The 16,640-nt window shown below is 72.3% G+C and carries 19 protein-coding genes and 1 pseudogene; 9 read left to right on the top strand and 11 right to left on the bottom strand.

Going from position 1 to position 16,640, the window contains the following annotated elements; translation table 11 throughout:
• Positions 1–120: 120 nt before the first annotated feature.
• The 3 genes from AB0L75_RS10485 to AB0L75_RS10495 all read right to left on the bottom strand — a co-directional run bounded on the left by AB0L75_RS10485 (position 121) and on the right by AB0L75_RS10495 (position 1,252).
• Positions 121–630 carry a flavin reductase family protein gene (locus tag AB0L75_RS10485; RefSeq protein ID WP_365178267.1) on the bottom strand — a complete coding sequence of 170 codons (510 nt, stop codon included), beginning with the start codon at positions 628–630 and terminating at the stop codon, positions 121–123.
• 44 nt (positions 631–674) lie between these two features.
• Positions 675–755, bottom strand: coding sequence for a putative leader peptide (locus AB0L75_RS10490; protein ID WP_362615633.1), 81 nt, complete (start codon positions 753–755; stop codon positions 675–677).
• An 83-nt stretch (positions 756–838) separates the two neighbouring features.
• A complete protein-coding gene (locus AB0L75_RS10495) occupies positions 839–1,252 on the bottom strand; it encodes a thioredoxin family protein (protein WP_365178898.1) in 414 nt (137 codons plus the stop codon).
• Between the two features lie 75 nt (positions 1,253–1,327).
• Here AB0L75_RS10495 and AB0L75_RS10500 point away from each other — a divergent pair, with 75 nt between their 5' ends.
• Both AB0L75_RS10500 and AB0L75_RS10505 read left to right on the top strand, forming a co-directional pair.
• A complete protein-coding gene (locus AB0L75_RS10500) occupies positions 1,328–1,744 on the top strand; it encodes a DUF4395 domain-containing protein (protein WP_365178269.1) in 417 nt (138 codons plus the stop codon).
• A 187-nt stretch (positions 1,745–1,931) separates the two neighbouring features.
• Positions 1,932–2,660: a lysophospholipid acyltransferase family protein gene (locus AB0L75_RS10505; RefSeq protein ID WP_365178272.1), complete on the top strand. Its 729-nt coding sequence runs from the start codon at positions 1,932–1,934 to the stop codon at positions 2,658–2,660.
• A gap of 396 nt (positions 2,661–3,056) precedes the next feature.
• Here AB0L75_RS10505 and AB0L75_RS10510 read toward each other — a convergent pair whose 3' ends face one another.
• The 4 genes from AB0L75_RS10510 to AB0L75_RS10525 form a co-directional block, all read right to left on the bottom strand.
• On the bottom strand, positions 3,057–3,650 hold the full coding sequence (locus tag AB0L75_RS10510; protein ID WP_365178275.1) for a transglutaminase family protein: 594 nt from the start codon (positions 3,648–3,650) through the stop codon (positions 3,057–3,059).
• A 78-nt stretch (positions 3,651–3,728) separates the two neighbouring features.
• Complete coding sequence (locus AB0L75_RS10515; RefSeq protein WP_365178278.1) at positions 3,729–4,799, bottom strand: low specificity L-threonine aldolase; 1,071 nt, start codon at positions 4,797–4,799, stop codon at positions 3,729–3,731.
• A complete protein-coding gene (locus tag AB0L75_RS10520; protein ID WP_365178281.1) occupies positions 4,796–5,590 on the bottom strand; it encodes an SDR family oxidoreductase in 795 nt (264 codons plus the stop codon). Before AB0L75_RS10520 ends, AB0L75_RS10515 begins: the two co-directional genes overlap by 4 nt.
• Positions 5,587–6,984: a DUF6421 family protein gene (locus tag AB0L75_RS10525; RefSeq protein ID WP_365178283.1), complete on the bottom strand. Its 1,398-nt coding sequence runs from the start codon at positions 6,982–6,984 to the stop codon at positions 5,587–5,589. Before AB0L75_RS10525 ends, AB0L75_RS10520 begins: the two co-directional genes overlap by 4 nt.
• 392 nt (positions 6,985–7,376) lie before the next feature.
• On the opposite strand from AB0L75_RS10525, the gene AB0L75_RS10530 reads away from it, so the two are divergent.
• A complete protein-coding gene (locus AB0L75_RS10530; protein ID WP_365178286.1) occupies positions 7,377–8,060 on the top strand; it encodes a glycerophosphodiester phosphodiesterase family protein in 684 nt (227 codons plus the stop codon).
• A 33-nt stretch (positions 8,061–8,093) separates the two neighbouring features.
• Here the strand turns inward: AB0L75_RS10530 and AB0L75_RS10535 are convergent, their stop codons facing one another.
• Positions 8,094–8,633, bottom strand: a complete 540-nt coding sequence (locus AB0L75_RS10535) for a GNAT family N-acetyltransferase (RefSeq protein WP_365178289.1) — start codon at positions 8,631–8,633, stop codon at positions 8,094–8,096.
• A 69-nt stretch (positions 8,634–8,702) separates the two neighbouring features.
• On the opposite strand from AB0L75_RS10535, the gene AB0L75_RS10540 reads away from it, so the two are divergent.
• From AB0L75_RS10540 to AB0L75_RS10550, 3 genes and pseudogenes are all read left to right on the top strand, one after another.
• Positions 8,703–9,095: a VOC family protein gene (locus AB0L75_RS10540; RefSeq protein ID WP_365178291.1), complete on the top strand. Its 393-nt coding sequence runs from the start codon at positions 8,703–8,705 to the stop codon at positions 9,093–9,095.
• Positions 9,096–9,358: 263 nt separating this feature from the next.
• A complete protein-coding gene (locus AB0L75_RS10545; protein ID WP_365178293.1) occupies positions 9,359–10,123 on the top strand; it encodes a VOC family protein in 765 nt (254 codons plus the stop codon).
• 5 nt (positions 10,124–10,128) lie between these two features.
• Positions 10,129–10,306, top strand: a pseudogene (locus tag AB0L75_RS10550) (aldo/keto reductase); the annotation flags it as partial.
• A gap of 1 nt (position 10,307) precedes the next feature.
• Here the strand turns inward: AB0L75_RS10550 and AB0L75_RS10555 are convergent.
• The gene (locus tag AB0L75_RS10555) at positions 10,308–10,793 is read right to left on the bottom strand and encodes a MarR family transcriptional regulator (RefSeq protein ID WP_365178901.1); all 486 of its coding nucleotides are present in this window, start codon (positions 10,791–10,793) and stop codon (positions 10,308–10,310) included.
• Between the two features lie 743 nt (positions 10,794–11,536).
• Complete coding sequence (locus AB0L75_RS10560; RefSeq protein WP_365178296.1) at positions 11,537–13,276, bottom strand: FUSC family protein; 1,740 nt, start codon at positions 13,274–13,276, stop codon at positions 11,537–11,539.
• Positions 13,277–13,464: 188 nt separating this feature from the next.
• Between AB0L75_RS10560 and AB0L75_RS10565 the strand changes: the two genes are divergently transcribed.
• The 3 genes from AB0L75_RS10565 (at position 13,465) to AB0L75_RS10575 (ending at position 15,697) form a co-directional block, all read left to right on the top strand.
• On the top strand, positions 13,465–14,022 hold the full coding sequence (locus tag AB0L75_RS10565; protein WP_365178299.1) for a DUF5134 domain-containing protein: 558 nt from the start codon (positions 13,465–13,467) through the stop codon (positions 14,020–14,022).
• Between the two features lie 72 nt (positions 14,023–14,094).
• Positions 14,095–14,793 carry an HAD-IA family hydrolase gene (locus tag AB0L75_RS10570; protein WP_365178302.1) on the top strand — a complete coding sequence of 233 codons (699 nt, stop codon included), beginning with the start codon at positions 14,095–14,097 and terminating at the stop codon, positions 14,791–14,793.
• Between the two features lie 235 nt (positions 14,794–15,028).
• Entirely contained in the window at positions 15,029–15,697 is a 669-nt protein-coding gene (locus tag AB0L75_RS10575; RefSeq protein ID WP_365178305.1) for a helix-turn-helix domain-containing protein, read from the top strand.
• 24 nt (positions 15,698–15,721) lie between these two features.
• On the opposite strand, the gene AB0L75_RS10580 is transcribed toward AB0L75_RS10575, so the two are convergent.
• Positions 15,722–16,639, bottom strand: coding sequence for a DUF6214 family protein (locus tag AB0L75_RS10580; RefSeq protein ID WP_365178307.1), 918 nt, complete (start codon positions 16,637–16,639; stop codon positions 15,722–15,724).
• Position 16,640 lies beyond the last annotated feature (1 nt).

Here is a 16,640-nt window from a genome sequence, read left to right on the forward strand (position 1 = left end):
GACCGAAATATTACTCGTCAGTACACCCAGTTCATGCCCGCTAAGCAAGCGCTTTGAACTGTGACCTTCGCAACGCAGCGTAACCGGAACTCGACGGGTCCGCAGGAGACGGCGGCGTGATCAATCCCGCAGGCCGTTGAAGCGGCCCTGGTGGTACAGGAGCGGGCGGCCGGAGCCGGCGGGGTCGCCCAGAACGACCTCGGCGAGCACGATGCGGTGATCGCCGGCCGGGACACGGCCCACGATCCGGCAGACCAGCCAGGCCAGCACTCCGTCCAGCACCGGTACGCCCTGCGGGCCCTCACGCCAGACGGTCGGCGCGCCGAAGCGGTCGGCGCCGCTGCGGGCGAAGGTGGCGGCCAGCTCGCTCTGGTGCTCGCCGAGGATGTGGACGCCTATGTGGTCCGTCTCGGCTATCGCGGGCCAGCTGGAGGCGCCCGTGCCGATGCCGAAGGAGAGGAGCGGAGGCTCGGCGGAGACGGAGGTGAGGGAGGTGGCGGTGAAGCCGACCGGGCCGAAGCCACCGCGCGCGGTGATCACCGCCACACCGGCGGCATGCCGGCGGAAGGTGGAGCGCAACAGGTCGGGAGAGGCGAGCTGAACGGTGCCGAGGTCGGGCGAGGCCGTCATCGAGTTGTCCTTCTGCTGGGGGGCGCGAGCGGGGCCGTCGGTGCTCAGCGGTCCGGACAGGTGGCGCTCGCGGTGCGGGCGAGGTCGACGTGGACCCGCCCGTGGAGAAGGAGTTCGGTCGGCATACGGTCAGGCTGACGATAGATGGCGCGCACAGTCAAGCACGTTCCGCGATCTGGGAGATGTCCCACGGCCGTCTGAAACCCCCTCACACGGCCTCCCCCAGCGCCGCGATGACGTCGGCCCTGCGCGGCTGTCCGGTGGCGCGCCGCACCACCCGCCCCTCGGCGTCCAGCACCAGCACGGTGGGTGTCTTCAGGATCTCCAGCCGGCGCACAAGGTCCAGATGGGCCTCGGCGTCGATCTCCACATGAGTCACCCCGGGGACCATGCCGGCGACTTCGCCGAGCACGCGCCGGGTGGCCCGGCAGGGCGCGCAGAAGGCGCTGGAGAACTGGACCAGCGTGGCCCGCTCACCGAGTTCGCCGCCCAGCTCGGCCGCCACCAGCCGCTTGCCGTCGTCCCGTCCGCGCACCCGCACTCTTCCGCTCCGCCTCTTGTACAGCACTCCGGCGGCGCTCGCCACGACGAGCACCGCTACGCACACCACCAGTCCGGTCATCATGTGCTGAAGCATTCACGAGACTGCAAAGATTCCCGACTCCCGCAGGGGATCGCGTTGCGGAATGCTTGGTTCATGGACATCGATGTGAGGGGGCCGCGGTTCGCGGCGGCCGTGACGACGGCCGTACTGGCCGCCGCCCTGAGCCTGCAGAGCGCCTGGGTACTGGGCTGGCAGACACTGGCGTTCGCGCTGGGCGCGGCCGCGGGTGTGCAGCGCTCGCCCTACGGCTGGGCGTTCCGTACCGCCGTACGGCCGCGGCTCGGGCCGCCGACGGAGTTCGAGGCGCCGGAGCCGCCGCGGTTCGCGCAGGCGGTGGGGCTGGTGTTCGCGGGGCTCGGGCTGGTCGGGTTCACCGTGGGGCCGCAGTGGCTGGGGCTGGCCGCGACCGGGGCGGCGCTCGCCGCCGCGTTCCTGAACGCCGCGTTCGGGTACTGCCTCGGGTGCGAGATGTTCCTGCTTCTGAAGAGGGCCACGGTACGGGCGGAGTAAAGGCGACTTAAAGATCAAAGGTGGGGTGTAGGCCGACGTGACGAGGATCTCGCCGCTCCGGGGCACCAGGACTGGCTCCCCGTCCGTTCTTCGGGCACGATCTGCGAGACGCCGTAAACCTACGGCTGCGTAACTTCCCGCCGGGAGCCCCCTTTCCCGAGCAGAGCAGAAAGGGCCCGTCCCGCCCATGGCAGAGCTGGTCTACCGTCCCGTCGTCGGTTTCGCCAAGACGTTGTTCAAGGTCTGGGACCTGAAGATCGACTGCCAGGGGTCGGAGAACATCCCGCGCTCGGGCGGCGCCGTGCTGGTGAGCAATCACATCAGCTATCTGGACTTCATCTTCAACGGCCTGGCGGCCCTGCCGCAGAAGCGGCTGGTGCGCTTCATGGCGAAGGAGTCCGTCTTCCGTCACCGGATCTCCGGTCCGCTGATGCGCGGCATGAAGCACATCCCGGTGGACCGCAAGCAGGGCGAGGCGGCCTACACGCACGCGCTGGACTCGCTGCGCTCCGGCGAGGTCGTCGGGGTCTTCCCGGAGGCCACCATCTCGCAGTCGTTCACACTGAAGAGCTTCAAGTCCGGTGCGGCCCGCCTCGCCCAGGACGCCGGCGTCCCGCTGATCCCGATGGCGGTGTGGGGCACCCAGCGGCTGTGGACGAAGGGCCAGCCCCGCAACTTCAAGCGCAACCACCTGCCCGTCACGATCCGGGTCGGCGAGGCCGTCGAGGCACCCCGCGACCAGTACGCGGGCGCGATCACCCGCCGGCTGCGCGAGGCCGTCCAGGAGGTGCTGGATGCGGCGCAGCGCGCCTACCCCGGCCGCCCCAAGGGCCTGGAGGACTCCTGGTGGCTGCCGGCCCACCTGGGCGGTACGGCACCGACGGTGGAGCAGCTGCGGGCAGCCGAGGCGCGCTGACCTGCGGAGCGTCAGCCGGGGCCCTGCGTAACGCACCCGGCGTCATCTGGCGGCCGTGCCGACCCTGACCGGCTGGATCGCCGCACCCTGTCCGAAGGACCGGTGGCCGGTACGCACCGCCTGCGACGGCGCCCTCCCTTCCGAAGCGCGAACTCGCGGCCGACGGCGCCCACTTCGCGGGGCCGACAGGACAGCACACCCCCGGCTCGGCGTCCTTGAGTTCCTGCTGGTGACCGACACTGGGGCCTTCGCCAACTTGCCTGTGGTGGGCGGTTGCTTGCACGAGTCGTCCTATGCGCCGGTTGCGCGGCCGGGTGAACCGCCTTTCGGAGACGACGGCACCCGGCCCTCCTTCCGCAGTGCTGCCATTGCTCATGACCGGGAGGGCGGCGGGCCTCAGAGTGCGTCGGGGAGTGTCTGCCACAGGTACGACCGGTCGGGGGCCGCCTTCAGGGCGTCGAGGACGACCGGGGGCGGTGCGGCGTACAGGACCGGATGGTCCACCTCGCCGGCCGCAGGGTCGGGGATCCAGGCGAGTCGCTCGCCGTCGAGGGAGAACCGGGCGTCCACGCCGGGTTTGTTGCCGCGCGGGTCCTGTCGGTGCCAGGCGCCGCGGAAGCGGACGGCGACCAGGCCGTGCAGGGCGTGGCCACTGCCGTCGTCGTGGGCGAGGCGTTGGTAGCACAGGGCCGTGGGGATGTCCTCGGCGCGCAGCAGGGCGGCCAGCGCGTGGGACTTGGTGTAGCAGATGCCGGTGCCCAGGGCCAGCACGTCGGAGGCTCGCCAAGTGACGCGGGGGTCTCCGGAGTCCTGGGAGTGCGGGATGGCGTCCCGTACGAATTCAAAGGCGGCCTGCGCATAGGCATACGAGTCGGCCGCCTCTGCGGCCAGCCGTGCGGCCGTCTCGCGGACGACGGGATGGTGATGGTCGATGGCCTCGTCCGCGGCCAGGTACGCGGAGAGGTCGGCGGTGTTCTGGATCAGCTCCATGGCTGCCGAGCATAGGAATGCGATCGCGCGTCGGTCAATGACTTTTCGAGCGATCGCATATCTATGCACACCGGGAGGCTAGTGCGCCATCTCCTCCTTGACCGCGGCCACGAAGGTGTCGACGTCCTCCTCCGTGGTGTCGAAGGAGCACATCCAGCGCACCACTCCGGCCGCCTCGTCCCAGAAGTAGAAGCGGAAGCGCTGCTGCAGGCGCACGCTCACGTCGTGCGGGAGCTTCGCGAAGACGCCGTTGGCCTGCACCGGGTGAAGGATCTCCACGCCGTGCACCGCGCGCACGCCCTCGGCGAGCCGCTGGGCCATCTCGTTGGCGTGCCGGGCGTTGCGCAGCCACAGGTCCTTCGCCAGCAGCGCCTCCAACTGCACCGACACGAAGCGCATCTTGGAGGCCAGCTGCATCGACATCTTGCGCAGGTGCTTCATCTGCCGCACCGCGTCCGGGTTGAGGACCACGACCGCCTCGCCGAAGACGGCGCCGTTCTTGGTCCCGCCCAGCGAGAGGATGTCGACGCCGACCGCGTTGGTGAACGTCCGCATGGGCACGTTCAGGGACGCGGCCGCGTTGGCTATCCGGGAGCCGTCCAGGTGCACCTTCATGCCGCGGGCATGGGCGTGCTCGCAGATCGCGCGGATCTCCTCGGGCGTGTAGAGCGTGCCCAGCTCCGTGCTCTGGGTGATCGAGACGACCTGCGGCATCGCGCGGTGCTCGTCCTCCCAGCCCCAGGCCTGCCTGTCGATCAGCTCGGGGGTGAGCTTGCCGTCGGGCGTGGGCACGGTGAGCAGCTTGAGGCCGCCCATGCGCTCGGGCGCGCCGCCCTCGTCGACGTTGATGTGCGCGCTCTCGGCGCAGATCACCGCGCCCCAGCGGTCGGTGACCGCCTGGAGCGCGACGACGTTCGCGCCGGTGCCGTTGAAGACCGGGAACGCCTCCGCGGCGGCCCCGAAATGGCTGCGGATGATCCGCTGGAGGTTCTCGGTGTACTCGTCCTCGCCGTAGGCCACCTGGTGGCCGCCGTTGGCCAGGGTCAGGGCGGCCAGCACCTCCGGATGCGCGCCGGCGTAGTTGTCACTGGCGAAACCGCGGACCTGCGGGTCGTGGTGGCGACGCGCGTCGGTCTTGGGAGGGTTCACGGCTTCTCGGTCAGCCACAGACGGTTTCCGTTCACTTCGGCGGCGGGCTTGCTCCAGACGCCCTCGATGGCCTCGGCGAGGTCCTTGACGTCCGTGAAGCCCGCGAACTTCGCGTTGGGGCGTTCGGCGCGCATGGCGTCGTGCACCAGCGCCTTCACCACCAGGATCGCAGCCGCCGCGCGCGGCCCCTCCTCGCCCCCGGCCTTGCGGAAGCCGTCCGCCATCGCGAGCGTCCAGGCCTCGGCGGCGGCCTTGGACGCCGAGTACGCCGCGTTGCCCGCGGTGGGCTTCGAGGCGCCGGCCGCGCTGATCAGCAGGTACCGGCCGCGCTCGCTGCGCTGCAGGCCCTCGTAGAAGGCGAGGGAGGTGTGCTGGACGGTGCGGATCAGCAGCTTCTCCAGCAGCTCCCAGTCGGCGAGATCCGTCTCGGCGAAGCTCGCACTGCCGCGCCAGCCGCCGACCAGGTGGACCAGGCCGTCGATCCGGCCGTGGTCCTTCTCGATGCGCGCCGCCCAGTCGCGGGTCGACTGCAGATCCAGCAGGTCCACGGTCTCGCCGGTGACCGTGGCGCCACCGCGGGCATAGCGGGCCGCGTCCACGGCCTCGGCCAGGCGCTCGGGGTTGTTGTCGGCGCCGACGACGACCGCGCCGGCCTCGGCGAGCCGGACCAGGGTGGCACGTCCGGCGGGACCGCCCGCCCCCGCCACCGCGATCACCGCACCACTGAGAGACCCGTTGTTCCCCACCACGTTCTTCCCCTTTTGAGTAGTGTCCTGGCTGCGGTCGCTCACGCGGCGATCCGCTCGGCGCTGTCCGCCGTGATGCCCTTGGTGGACGCGATCACATTCTTCAGCTTCTTGGACAGGGCCTCAAAGAACATGCTCAGCGGAAACTCGTCCGGAAGCACGTCGTCCACGAGCTTGCGCGGCGGCTGGGTCAGGTCGAGGGCGTCCGGGCCCTTGGCCCACTTGGAGCCGGGGTGCGGCGCGAGGTAGGTCGAGACCAGCTCGTAGCCCGCGAACCAGTGCACCAGCTTCGGGCGGTCGATGCCGTCCTTGTAGAGCTTCTCGATCTCGGCGCACAGCTGGTTGGTGACCTGCGGGGCGCGCTCCCAGTCGATGGAGAGCTTGTTGTCGGTCCAGCGGATGACCTCGTGCTTGTGCAGGTAGGCGAAGAGCAGCTGGCCGCCAACACCGTCGTAGTTGCGCACGCGGTCACCGGTGAGCGGGAAGCGGAACATGCGGTCGAAGAGGACCGCGTACTGCACGTCACGGGCCTGCGGGACGCCGTCGGCCTGGAGCTTCACGGCCTCCTTGAAGGCGGTGAGGTCGCAGCGCAGCTCCTCCAGGCCGTACATCCAGAACGGCTGACGCTGCTTGATCATGAACGGGTCGAACGGCAGGTCGCCGTGGCTGTGGGTGCGGTCGTGGACCATGTCCCACAGGACGAAGGCCTCTTCGCAGCGCTTCTGGTCGTGGACCATCGCGGCGATGTCCTCGGGCAGGTCCAGGCCCAGGATGTCGACGGCCGCGTCGGTGACCCGGCGGAAGCGGGCGGCCTCGCGGTCGCAGAAGATGCCACCCCAGGAGAATCGTTCCGGCGCCTCGCGCACGGCGATGGTCTCCGGGAAGAGGACCGCGGAGTTGGTGTCGTAGCCGGCCGTGAAGTCCTCGAACGTGATGCCGCAGAACAGCGGGTTGTCGTAGCGGGTGCGCTCCAGCTCGGCCAGCCACTGGGGCCAGACCATGCGCAGCACGACCGCCTCCAGGTTGCGGTCCGGGTTGCCGTTCTGCGTGTACATCGGGAAGACGACCAGGTGCTGCAGGCCGTCCGCGCGCTGCGCGGCGGGCTGGAAGGCCAGCAGGGAGTCCAGGAAGTCCGGCACCTGGAAGCCGCCCTCGGCCCAGCGGCGCAAATCCTTCACCAGGGCCTGGTGGTAGGCCTCGTCGTGCGCGAGCAGCGGGGACAGCTCCTCGACCGCGTCGACGACACGCCGTACGACGGCCTCGGCGTCGGCCCGGGCCGGGGCGCCCTCGGCCTCGAAGTCGATCGATCCGTCCTTCGACTGCCATGGCCGGATCTGCTCCACGGCATCCTTGAGCACCGGCCAGGCCGGGTGCCCAATCACCCTGGTCGCCGAAGGAAGGTGTCCCTCCGTAGCCGCCTGCACAAGAATTTCCGTCATGTCCCATCCTCCACGGGAGAACCTCGCGTATGGACACCGTATGCATACCCGGTTTCCGCCAGCAAGAGGCTACTCGGGAAATTCTTCTGCCCGGCCCCTTGGTCACCGATGTTTTTCCTGCCGTGCACCGTGACGACGCTCACTTCCGTCGAGTACCCCGCATCCCGGTGTCATAGCGCTCCGGTCGGTCAAGGGCGCGGGGACTCGCCCACGAGAGGGTGACGGCGGGGGCGGATACCGGCCAGCTGGGAGCGGGCGACGCCCCGGATGCCTCATGCACGCGCGGGTTCATCGCGGGTCCCGGCCACTAGGCTGCGATTCTGCCCGCGCGGACGACGGCGTCCGCCCGTCACGCGCGTGCCGAGCCGCCGTCGACGGAAGCGAGTCGAACCTTGAACTTTCTTACCATCGGTCACCGCGGGGTCATGGGTGTCGAGCCCGAGAACACCCTTCGTTCCTTCGTCGCCGCGCAGGACGCCGGCCTCGACGTGATCGAACTCGATCTGCATCTGAGCAAGGACGGCGCCCTCGTCGTCATGCACGACGCCGAGGTGGACCGTACGACCGACGGCACCGGGCCGATCGCCGACAAGACCCTCGGCGAGCTGCGGTCCCTGGACGCGGGCCGCGGGGAGCGGGTCCCGGTGTTCGAGGAGGTGCTGGACAAGGTCCGCACACCGGTGCAGGCCGAGATCAAGGATGTGGCGGCGGCCCGGGCACTGGCAGCGGTGATGCACGAGCGCGACCTGGTCGGGCGCGTGGAGGTGTCCTCGTTCCACGACGAGGCGATCGCCGAGATCGCCCGGCTGGTGCCGGGGGTGCGCACGGCGCTGATCGGCAGCCGCTACGGCACCGACGTGGCCGAGCGCGCGGTCGCCGTGGGCGCGGCGACCCTCTGCCTCGACATCCGCCGGCTCACCCTGGAGGTGGTCGAGCACGCGCGCGCGTCCCGGCTGCGGATCATCGGCTGGGTCGTCAACACCCACGATCATCTGCGGCTGGTGCGCGCCCTGGAGCTGGACGGCGCGACGACCGACTTCCCGGAGATGAAGCGCTGGGCGCGCTTCACGGCGTAGCGGTCACGCGCCGCCGCGGCCACCCGGAGGCGCTCAGGCGAGCTTCTTCACCAGCAGCTCGAACTGCAGGTCGTCGCGCTGCGGGATGCCGAAGCGCTCATCGCCGTACGGGAAGGGCGACATCTGTCCCGTACGGCGGTAGCCGCGGCGCTCGTACCAGGCGATCAGGTCGTCCCGTACGGAGATCACCGTCATGTGCATCTCGGTGACGCCCCAGGCCTCGCGGACCTGGCGCTCGGCCTCGGCCATGATCTGCTTGCCGAGGCCGGCGCCCTGCAGGGCCGGGCTGACCGCGAACATGCCGAAGTAGGCGTGGTCACCGCGGTGTTCGAGCTGGCAGCAGGCGACGATCCGGCCGTCCTGTTCCACCGTCAGCAGCCGGCTGCCGGGTGACTTGACCACCTCCAGCACGCCCTCGGGGTCGATCCGCCGGCCGTCCAGGATGTCCGCCTCGGTGGTCCACCCGGCTCGGCTGGCGTCTCCGCGATAGGCCGACTCGATCAGCGCGACCAGTGCGTCTACGTCGGCGTCGGTGGCGTCGCGGAAGCTGAATCCGGCGGCGGGGATCTTCATGGGGCGGACTCCGATCTCGGCGTGGCTCGGCCAGGGTCGAGGGTAACCCTGCCACTAGGCTCCGCCTGCATGGTGCACGTACTCAGCAGCCGGACACTGCTCACCCCCACCGACCCCGAACGCTCCCGGACCTTCTACGGCGAGCAACTGGGCCTGTCCGTCTACCGCGAGTTCGGTACGGGGCCCGAGCGCGGGACGGTCTACTTCCTCGGCGGCGGCTTCCTGGAAGTCTCCGGGCGCTCCGAGACCCCGCCGTCGGCCCCCGTCCGGCTGTGGTTGCAGGTCGACGACGTGACGGCCGCGCACGAGGAGCTGCGGGCGCGGGGCGTCGACGTCGTCCGGCCGCCGGTGAAGGAGCCGTGGGGCCTGATCGAGATGTGGATCGCCGACCCGGACGGCGTCCGCATCGCGCTGGTCGAGGTCCCGGCGGACCATCCGATGCGGTACCGGCCGGGGATCTAGTGTGCGGTTCGGACAGGTCGATGGCGCGGCCGACCGGCGTGTGGCCGAGGTGCTTGACGTCGATGCGGACCGGTTCGCCGGGCCGGGAGGGGCCAGGGAGGGCGCCGTGCGGTCCCCGGTGTCCATGACCGGAACCCTCGCGTACCCCGCTTCCGCGCCCGCGGGGACCGTCCCGGATGGCCGGGGCAGGAGGCCGGGGTTAGCGTGCCGGAAGAGCGCGCCGTACGGCGTGGCAGGCCCGTCCCCGGCCGGAAGGAACCGTGATGAAGTTCGACAAGCCGGTGCCCGGCGGACCGTGCTGGACCGAGCTGGGGACCAGTGATCTGGAGGGGGCCAAGCGGTTCTACACCGAGTTGTTCGGGTGGCGGCCGGAGACCGATCCGCGGCCCGAGGCGGGCGGGTACACGGTGGCGCACCTGGGGGACGCGGCGGTGGCCGCGCTCAGCCCGCTGTACCAGGAGTCCCAGCCGGTGGCCTGGAACGTCTCCTTCGCGGTGCGGGACGCGGACGCGGCGGTACGGCGCGTGGAGGAGGCGGGCGGGACGGTGATCCTCGGCCCGATGGACATCTTCGACGTGGGCCGGTTCGCGGTGGTCCTGGATCCGACGGGGGCGGTGTTCCAGCTGTGGCAGGCGCGGTCCTTCCCCGGCGCCGGGCTGTTCAACGCGCCCGGCGCCCTCGGCTGGGTGGAGCTGGCCACCCGCGACACCGAGCGGGCCCAGGATTTCTACACCACGGTGTTCGACTGGAGCGTCACCGCCTCCGAGTGGTACACGCAGTGGGGCATCGACGGCGACGACTTCGGCGGCATGGCCGACATGGGCGACCGGTTCCCGCCCGAGGTGCCGCCGCACTGGCTGCCGTACTTCGCGGTGACCGACGTGGACACGACGGCCGAGGTCGCCGAGCAGGCGGGCGGAGCCGTCGTCCTGGCCCCCGTCTCGGTGCCGGACGGCCCCCGCATCGCGGTGCTGCGGGATCCGCAGGGGGCTGCCTTCGGGGTGCACCGGGCCGGCGAGGAGGACTGACCCCCAACCACCGCAAGAACCTCGCACGGTCCGTCGAGGAGAGCCTGCGGCGGCTGGCCGGCCTGGGAGGTCGCGCGGGCCAACACCCTGGCGGAGCTGCGGGGTTGAACGGCGTTCGCGGGCTCGCAGTTGCGCCACAGCCCGCTGGAGCACACCCCGGAGGGTGAACTGCTGCCGCAGGCCCCTACGTTCGCAGCGAACCCATCCTGCCCTCCAGGCGGCCGAGCAACTCGGCGAGCAGGCCGGCGAGTTCACCCTGCCCCTCGGGCGCGAGGACGGACAGTACGGCGGTCTCGTAGGCGAGTTGCTCCGGGAGGATGCCGTCGACCAGGTCGCGCCCGGCGTCGGTGAGCCGGAGGTGGGCGACACGGCGGTCCCGGGTGTCGCCGCGCCGCTCGACCAGTCCGCGCTCGGTCAGCTGCTTGAGCCGCTTGGTGACGGCGGCCCCGGAGGAGAAGGTCTCCCGGGCCAGGTCCCCCGGGGTCAGCTCGTGGCCGGTGCGGCGCAGCGCGCCCAGCAGGTCGAACTCGGGACGGCTGAGCCCGGCCCGGCGCAGCGGCGCGTCCTCGGCCTGCTGCAGCAGCGCGGCACAGCGGTTGATCCGCCCGATGACCTCCATGGGCCCGGTGTCCAACTCCGGGTGCACGGCCCGCCACTGCCGAACCACCACGGCGACGGTGTCCTGCCGCGCACCGGCACCGCTGTCTGCGCCGGGGGGCGTGTGGGCGCCGGGGGCTGAGAGGGCGGCGGGGGCTGTGGCGGGGTGGGTGCCTGCGGCGGGGGCAGCGCTTGGGGCGGGGGCGGCGCCCGCGCCTCGGCCGGTGGCTGTGCCGGGGCTGGCGTTCGTGCCGCGGCCGGTGCCCGCGCCGGGATCGGTGCCCGCGCCGGGATCGGTCCCGGTGCCAGGGCCGGTGCCTGTGCCGGGGTCGGTCCCGGTGCCAGGGCCAGTGGCTGTGCCGGGGCTGGCATCCGTGCCGGAGTCGGCGTCCATGCCGGAGTCGGCGTCCATGCCACGAGCGGCGGCCGTGCCCGGGGCGGCTTCCACGCCGGGGGCAGCGTCCGTGCCGGAACTGGTGCCCGTGCCGGGGTCGGCGTCCGCGCCCCGGCCGGTCCCGGTGCCGGTGCCAGGGCCGGTGCCGGTGCCAGGGCCGCGGCCTGTGCCTGCGCCGCAGTCGGTGCCCGTGCCGCGGCCGGTCTCGGTGCCGCGACCCCTGCCTGTGCCAGGGTCGGTGCCCGTGTCGCGGGCGGTGTCCGTGGTGGGGGTCGTGCCGGGCGTGGGTGGGTTGGCGGGGTGGGTTCGGGGGGTGGTCGTGGCGTCGCTGGTTTCCGGGCGTGCGTCGGCCGGGGCGCGGCCACTCGTCGGGGCCGCGTCGGCCGCGTGGTCCACCGGCGCCCGTCCGCCGTTCGTCGCCGTCATGGCCGTATGCCCTCCGTCGTCCTGCCCGGGTCCTGCCCCTGGCCCTGGCACTCGTCCCGGTGCTGGTCCTGGCCCTGGTGGCCGTCCTCGTGCTGGTGCTGGTCCTGCGGTACGAGGCCCCGGCGTCGTACCGTCGTCGCGAGCGTACGGTGTCCGGTCTGCTCGGCGTGCACGACCCGCTCCTCGGGCAGGGTGCGTTGCCACCACTCGCCGGACGCGGCGTCGGCCGTGGCACGCAGGTCGACGAGGGCGGCGGCGAGGGCACGGTGGGCGGATTCCAGGGTGCGGGGGGCCGGATGCGGCTCGGCCAGCAGCCGGGCGGCGTCCTCGCGGGCGCGTTCCGCGGTGGTCAGCGCGTGTTCGAGGCGGTCGCCCGCGCGCCGGTTGGTGACCGCGACGGCCGCGACGAAGCCGACCAGCGCACCGACGAGGGTGTCCGCGACCCGCTCGGTGATCAGCTCGGCCTGGTTCTGGGCGCCGGCGAACTCGGTGACGAGCAGGGCCATCGGGGTCACGCAGACGCTGCCGAGCCAGTAGTTGCGGCCGATCAGCGCCTCGGCACCGAAGTTGAGGGCGAGGGCACACAGCACCAGCGCGGCCGGATGGAGATGGGCGAGCGGGGCGAGGGCGGCGAAGAGGAGGACGCCCACGACGTTGCCGACGACACGCTGGACGCCGCGGCTCCAGGTGAGGGTGACGTTGGCCTGATAGAGGGAAGCCGCGGTGACCAGCGCCCAGTAGGGACGGCCGACCCCGAGCGCGAGGGAGGCGTAGCCGGCGAGGGCGCAGCCCGTCGCGGTGCGCACGGCGATCGGCGCGAGGGGGGCCAGGCGGTGTCGCAACGGCCGTAGCGGGTGGGCGAGTTCGATGTTCGCGCCGAGGAGTTCGTCGGCGGTCTCGCGCGGGGACGCGACGCGCGGTATCCGTCCGGTGCCGCGCAGTTCGCGGGCCCAGGCGCGCAGCCGTACGGGGTCGGTGTCGGCGGGGGCGGCGAGGGCGACCTCGGCGCGCACGAGGAGCCGTTCGAGGGCGCTTCGGGTGCGGTCGGGGCGGGCACCGGTGGCGGGCAGTGCCTGCCGGGCCGCGTGGATCACCGCGGCGGCCGTGCCACGGGCCCGGGCGTGGCCGTCGGCGGTGCCGCGTGTGTCGGCGTACGCAGCGGCGGCGTTCAGGGCCTGGGCGGTGGCGCGGCGCTCGGGGCCGTGCGGGCGGAACAGTCCGGGTGCCATGCCGACCAGCCAGGCCCAGGCGCCGGCCGCGAGGGCCAGCCCGGTGTGTCCGGGCACCTGGCCAGGGGTCTGCGGCGCGAACAGGGAGGCGGAGCTGATGAAGGTCAGGACCACGTTCGCGGGCGGCCCGAGCCGGGTGGCATCGCACACGGCCTTCTGGGCTGCCGCCATGACGGCGCCGACGGCGACGAGGACGACGGCGTCGCTCGTCAGTGACGCGGTGATCAGCGAGACGGCGAGGCCGCCGACCATGCCGAGCACCACCCAGGCGAGGAGGCGGGCGCGGGCGGCGTAGGGACGGTTGTGGCCGTAGAGCGCGCAGAGCGATCCGGCCATGGTGTACATGGCGAGGTCGAGACGGCCGAGGGCCAGCAGGATCAGGTTGGGCGGGGCGACCGCTGCGACCACGCTCAGCGCGGGCTTGAACCAGATGTCGGAGGGCCGCCCGAGACGGAGCACTCCGGCGAGGGGAAGTCGGCGGGGTCGATGGAGAGTCGCACTGCTCATATCGTCAATTTAGCATGTGTTTTACTCGTGAAATTTATGAGTCCCCTGCGCCCCAGAGGCCTCAACGGGGCGCGTTCACCTGCCGCGCTCCGCCGAATGCTCCCCGTGTACACCCTTGCGCTCGCGTGCGCTCCACCCGGCGTGGGCATCGCATCCCTCGACCGACCGTCGAGCGGGGAGGTGCGCGCGTGCACGGACCGGTGTCGGCAGCGTGGCTGCTGGTCGCGCTCTGCGCGGCGACCGGCGCCTACTGCGTGCTGCGGATGCGCAGCGGTGTCGAGGAGCAGCGCCGGTCCGCGGGCGGGGAGGCGCTCATGGGCTTCGGCATGGCCGTGATGGCCGTACCGGCGGCGGTGTTCGCGCCGCCACGGTGGGCATGGCCGGTGTACGCGGCCGTGTTCGGTGCGGCCGCACTGCGCGCACTGTGGGCCGCGCGCGCCGCCCCGCATCATCTGCACCACCTGGTGGGCGCGTCCGCGATGGTCTACATGTCGGTGGCGGTGGCCGTGGCCCCGCCCGGCCCGCACCACGCGCACGGCGGCACCGGTGTGCCGTTGCTGACCGGCGCTCTGCTGGTGTACTTCGCGGGTTACGTGCTGCTCGCCGGCGCCCGTCTGGTGCCGGCCGCCGCCACGGTGGCCGGAGCCGGTGGCGGCTCCGCCCGCTGGGGCGACCGGCCGGAGCTGGCGCGGGCCTGCCGGCTGTCCATGGGGATCGGCATGGTGGCCATGCTGCTGACGATGTGAGCGTGGTCCGCGAGTGGCCGCGACCTGCCCGGCCCGGCATGCCTGTCGGCCACCCTCGATAGGGTCGGGCGCATGACTGCCGTACTGTTCGACTTCTCCGGGACGCTGTTCCGCGTCGAGTCCACCGAGTCCTGGCTCCGCGCGGTACTGCGCGAGACCGGGCACGCCCTGCCCGAACCCGAACTTCGGGCGACCGCACGGGCCTTGGAGGCGGCCGGCGCGCTGCCCGGCGGTGCGTCACCGGTGGAGCTGCCCGAGGAGCTGGCCGGGGTGTGGGCGGTGCGGGACGAGAGCGCGCAGCTGCACCGGGCCGCCTACACGGGCCTGTCCCGGCGGGTGCCGCTGCCCGATCCCGGGCTGCACGACGCGCTGTACGAACGGCACAAGTCCCCCGCCGCCTGGGCCCCCTACCCGGACGCCGCCGACGTGCTGCGCACGCTGCGCGAGCGCGGGATCGGCGTGGGCGTGGTCAGCAACATCGGCTGGGATCTGCGCCCGGTTTTTCGCGCGCACGGGCTCGACCGGTATGTGGACGCGTATGTGCTGTCGTACGAACACGGCGTGCAGAAGCCGGACCTGCGGCTGTTCTCGGTCGCCTGTACGGCGCTGGGTGCCGATCCGCGGCAGGTGGTGATGGTCGGGGACAGCAAGGAGGCGGACGGTGGCGCGGCCGCGCTCGGCTGCCGGGTGCACTTCGTCGACCATCTGCCGGTGGCGGACCGGCCCGACGCGCTGTTGCCCGTGCTGGACCTGGTGGACCCGGCCGGCTGAGCCCGGGCGACGGCCGCCCGCGGAGCCGTCGGCCCTGGTGGCCGCCGACCCGGGTGGCGGGGCGCACCCGTCCCCCTGACCTGCGCGGGAAAACGGCTCGCCCGTGCGCCGTCCGCCTGAGACGATCCCCCGCGTCGCCCCAGACGGACGGCAGCCCTGGACCAGGCCCGCACAAGGCGGTGCCCGATGCGTTGAGTATAGTTGGCTGGCAGCCAGTCAACGCAGGAGTTTCAGGATGTCCCCGCGCAGCGCCTCGGTCAATGAAGAGTTGCGGCGGCGTTCCCGGGAGCGGCTGCTGCAGGCCGCGGTGGAACTGGTCGACGAGCGCGGTTTCGAGGCCGCCACCCTGGGCGACATCGCGGACCGGGCCGGTTCGGCGCGCGGACTGGTGTCGTACTACTTCCCCGGCAAGCGCCAGCTCGTGCAGTCCGCCGTGCACCGGCTGATGCACCGCACGCTGGAGGAGGCGCTGGAGCGGGAACCGCACACCGAGGACGGCCGGGAGCGGCTGGCCCGGGCCATCGACGCGATCCTGGGCCTGGCCCGCGACCATCCGGTGCTCATGCGGCAGCACATGGCGGGGCTGCTGCAGGCGGAGGGCTTCGTGCAGTGCCCGGAGCAGCGCCGGCTGGCGGAGCTGCTCGGCGACACCGTCGCCCGGTACGGCTCCGAGGACGTCACCGCCGACTACCCGATGCTGCGGGCCCTGCTGATGGGCGCGGTGTACGCGGCGCTGATCCCGGGGGCGCCGATGCCCGTCCCGGCGCTGCGGGCCGAGCTGTTCCGGCGGTACGGACTCGACTGGGAGTCGGGGGTGCCGCCGGAGAGCGAGACGGGCACCGAGACGCCGGTGCGCGATCTGTCCCGGTTCTTCGCCACGGAGGAGCGCCCGAGCGACCACTGAGGGCTGTCCGGGCGGCAACTCGTCTCAGCGGCGGCGGGCGTGACGCGGCGTCAGGAAACCCGCGTCCCGTGCCTGGGCGATCAGCCGGAGGGAGCGGCGGCGGCTGCGTCCGGTCGCGCTCATCACGGCGAGGACCGGGTCGACGCCTCCCTGCTGCGCGGCGCGGTACTCCCGCGCGACGAGCCGACGGCCCTCGACGCCACGCGGCCAGCCCGCCCGCGCGCGCCGCGGACCCGCGCCGAGCACGATCACCTGCGCACCGCCGGATTCCGGCTCGGGCCGCCGCTGCGGACGCCCGCCTTCGCGCGGCTCCTCCGGTGCCTCGACTCCCCGCAGACCCTCCAGGGGATGGACTTCGCGCAGACCTTCCGGAGGCTCGCCTGCGTGCGCCACTTCGGGGCGCGTGCAGGCGTACCGTTCCTCCGGCTGCTCGCTCACGTGCCGCATCACCGGGGGCTCGCCCTCGTGCGGCCCCCGCAGGCACTCACTTTCGTGCCGTTCCTCGGGGCACTCGTCGCGGGCGGCTTCGTGCGGCGGCTCGGCGGCCACCCCGCAGGACTCGAAGAGCGGGCCCTCCAGCCAGTGCGCGAGCGCCGTCAGGTCGGCGAGGGACAGGGCCGGCTGCGCGCTGACGTCCTCGATGGACACGCATCCGGCGTGCAGGACGGCCAGGGCGTCGACCCGGGCGCCGTCGGGGAAGGCCAGCTGGACCTGGAACCAGGAGGTGGTGCCGCCGTGCTCCCGCACCTTCCACGCGGGCCACACGGACACCGCGCCGTCCTCCGTGTTCCGATCGGAAAGATTAAGCAAGGATGCTTCTAGCACACACGCAACGTAACCGCATGATCGCATTCCATACGAACGGACACGCGTCGCAGTCACCCCGCCGGCCCCTGCCGTCGTGGGCCCGGGGGTGCCATGCTGGAGCCGTCCGCACACCATC

The organism is Streptomyces sp. NPDC052101 (assembly GCF_040680235.1).
Lineage (GTDB): Bacteria > Actinomycetota > Actinomycetes > Streptomycetales > Streptomycetaceae > Streptomyces.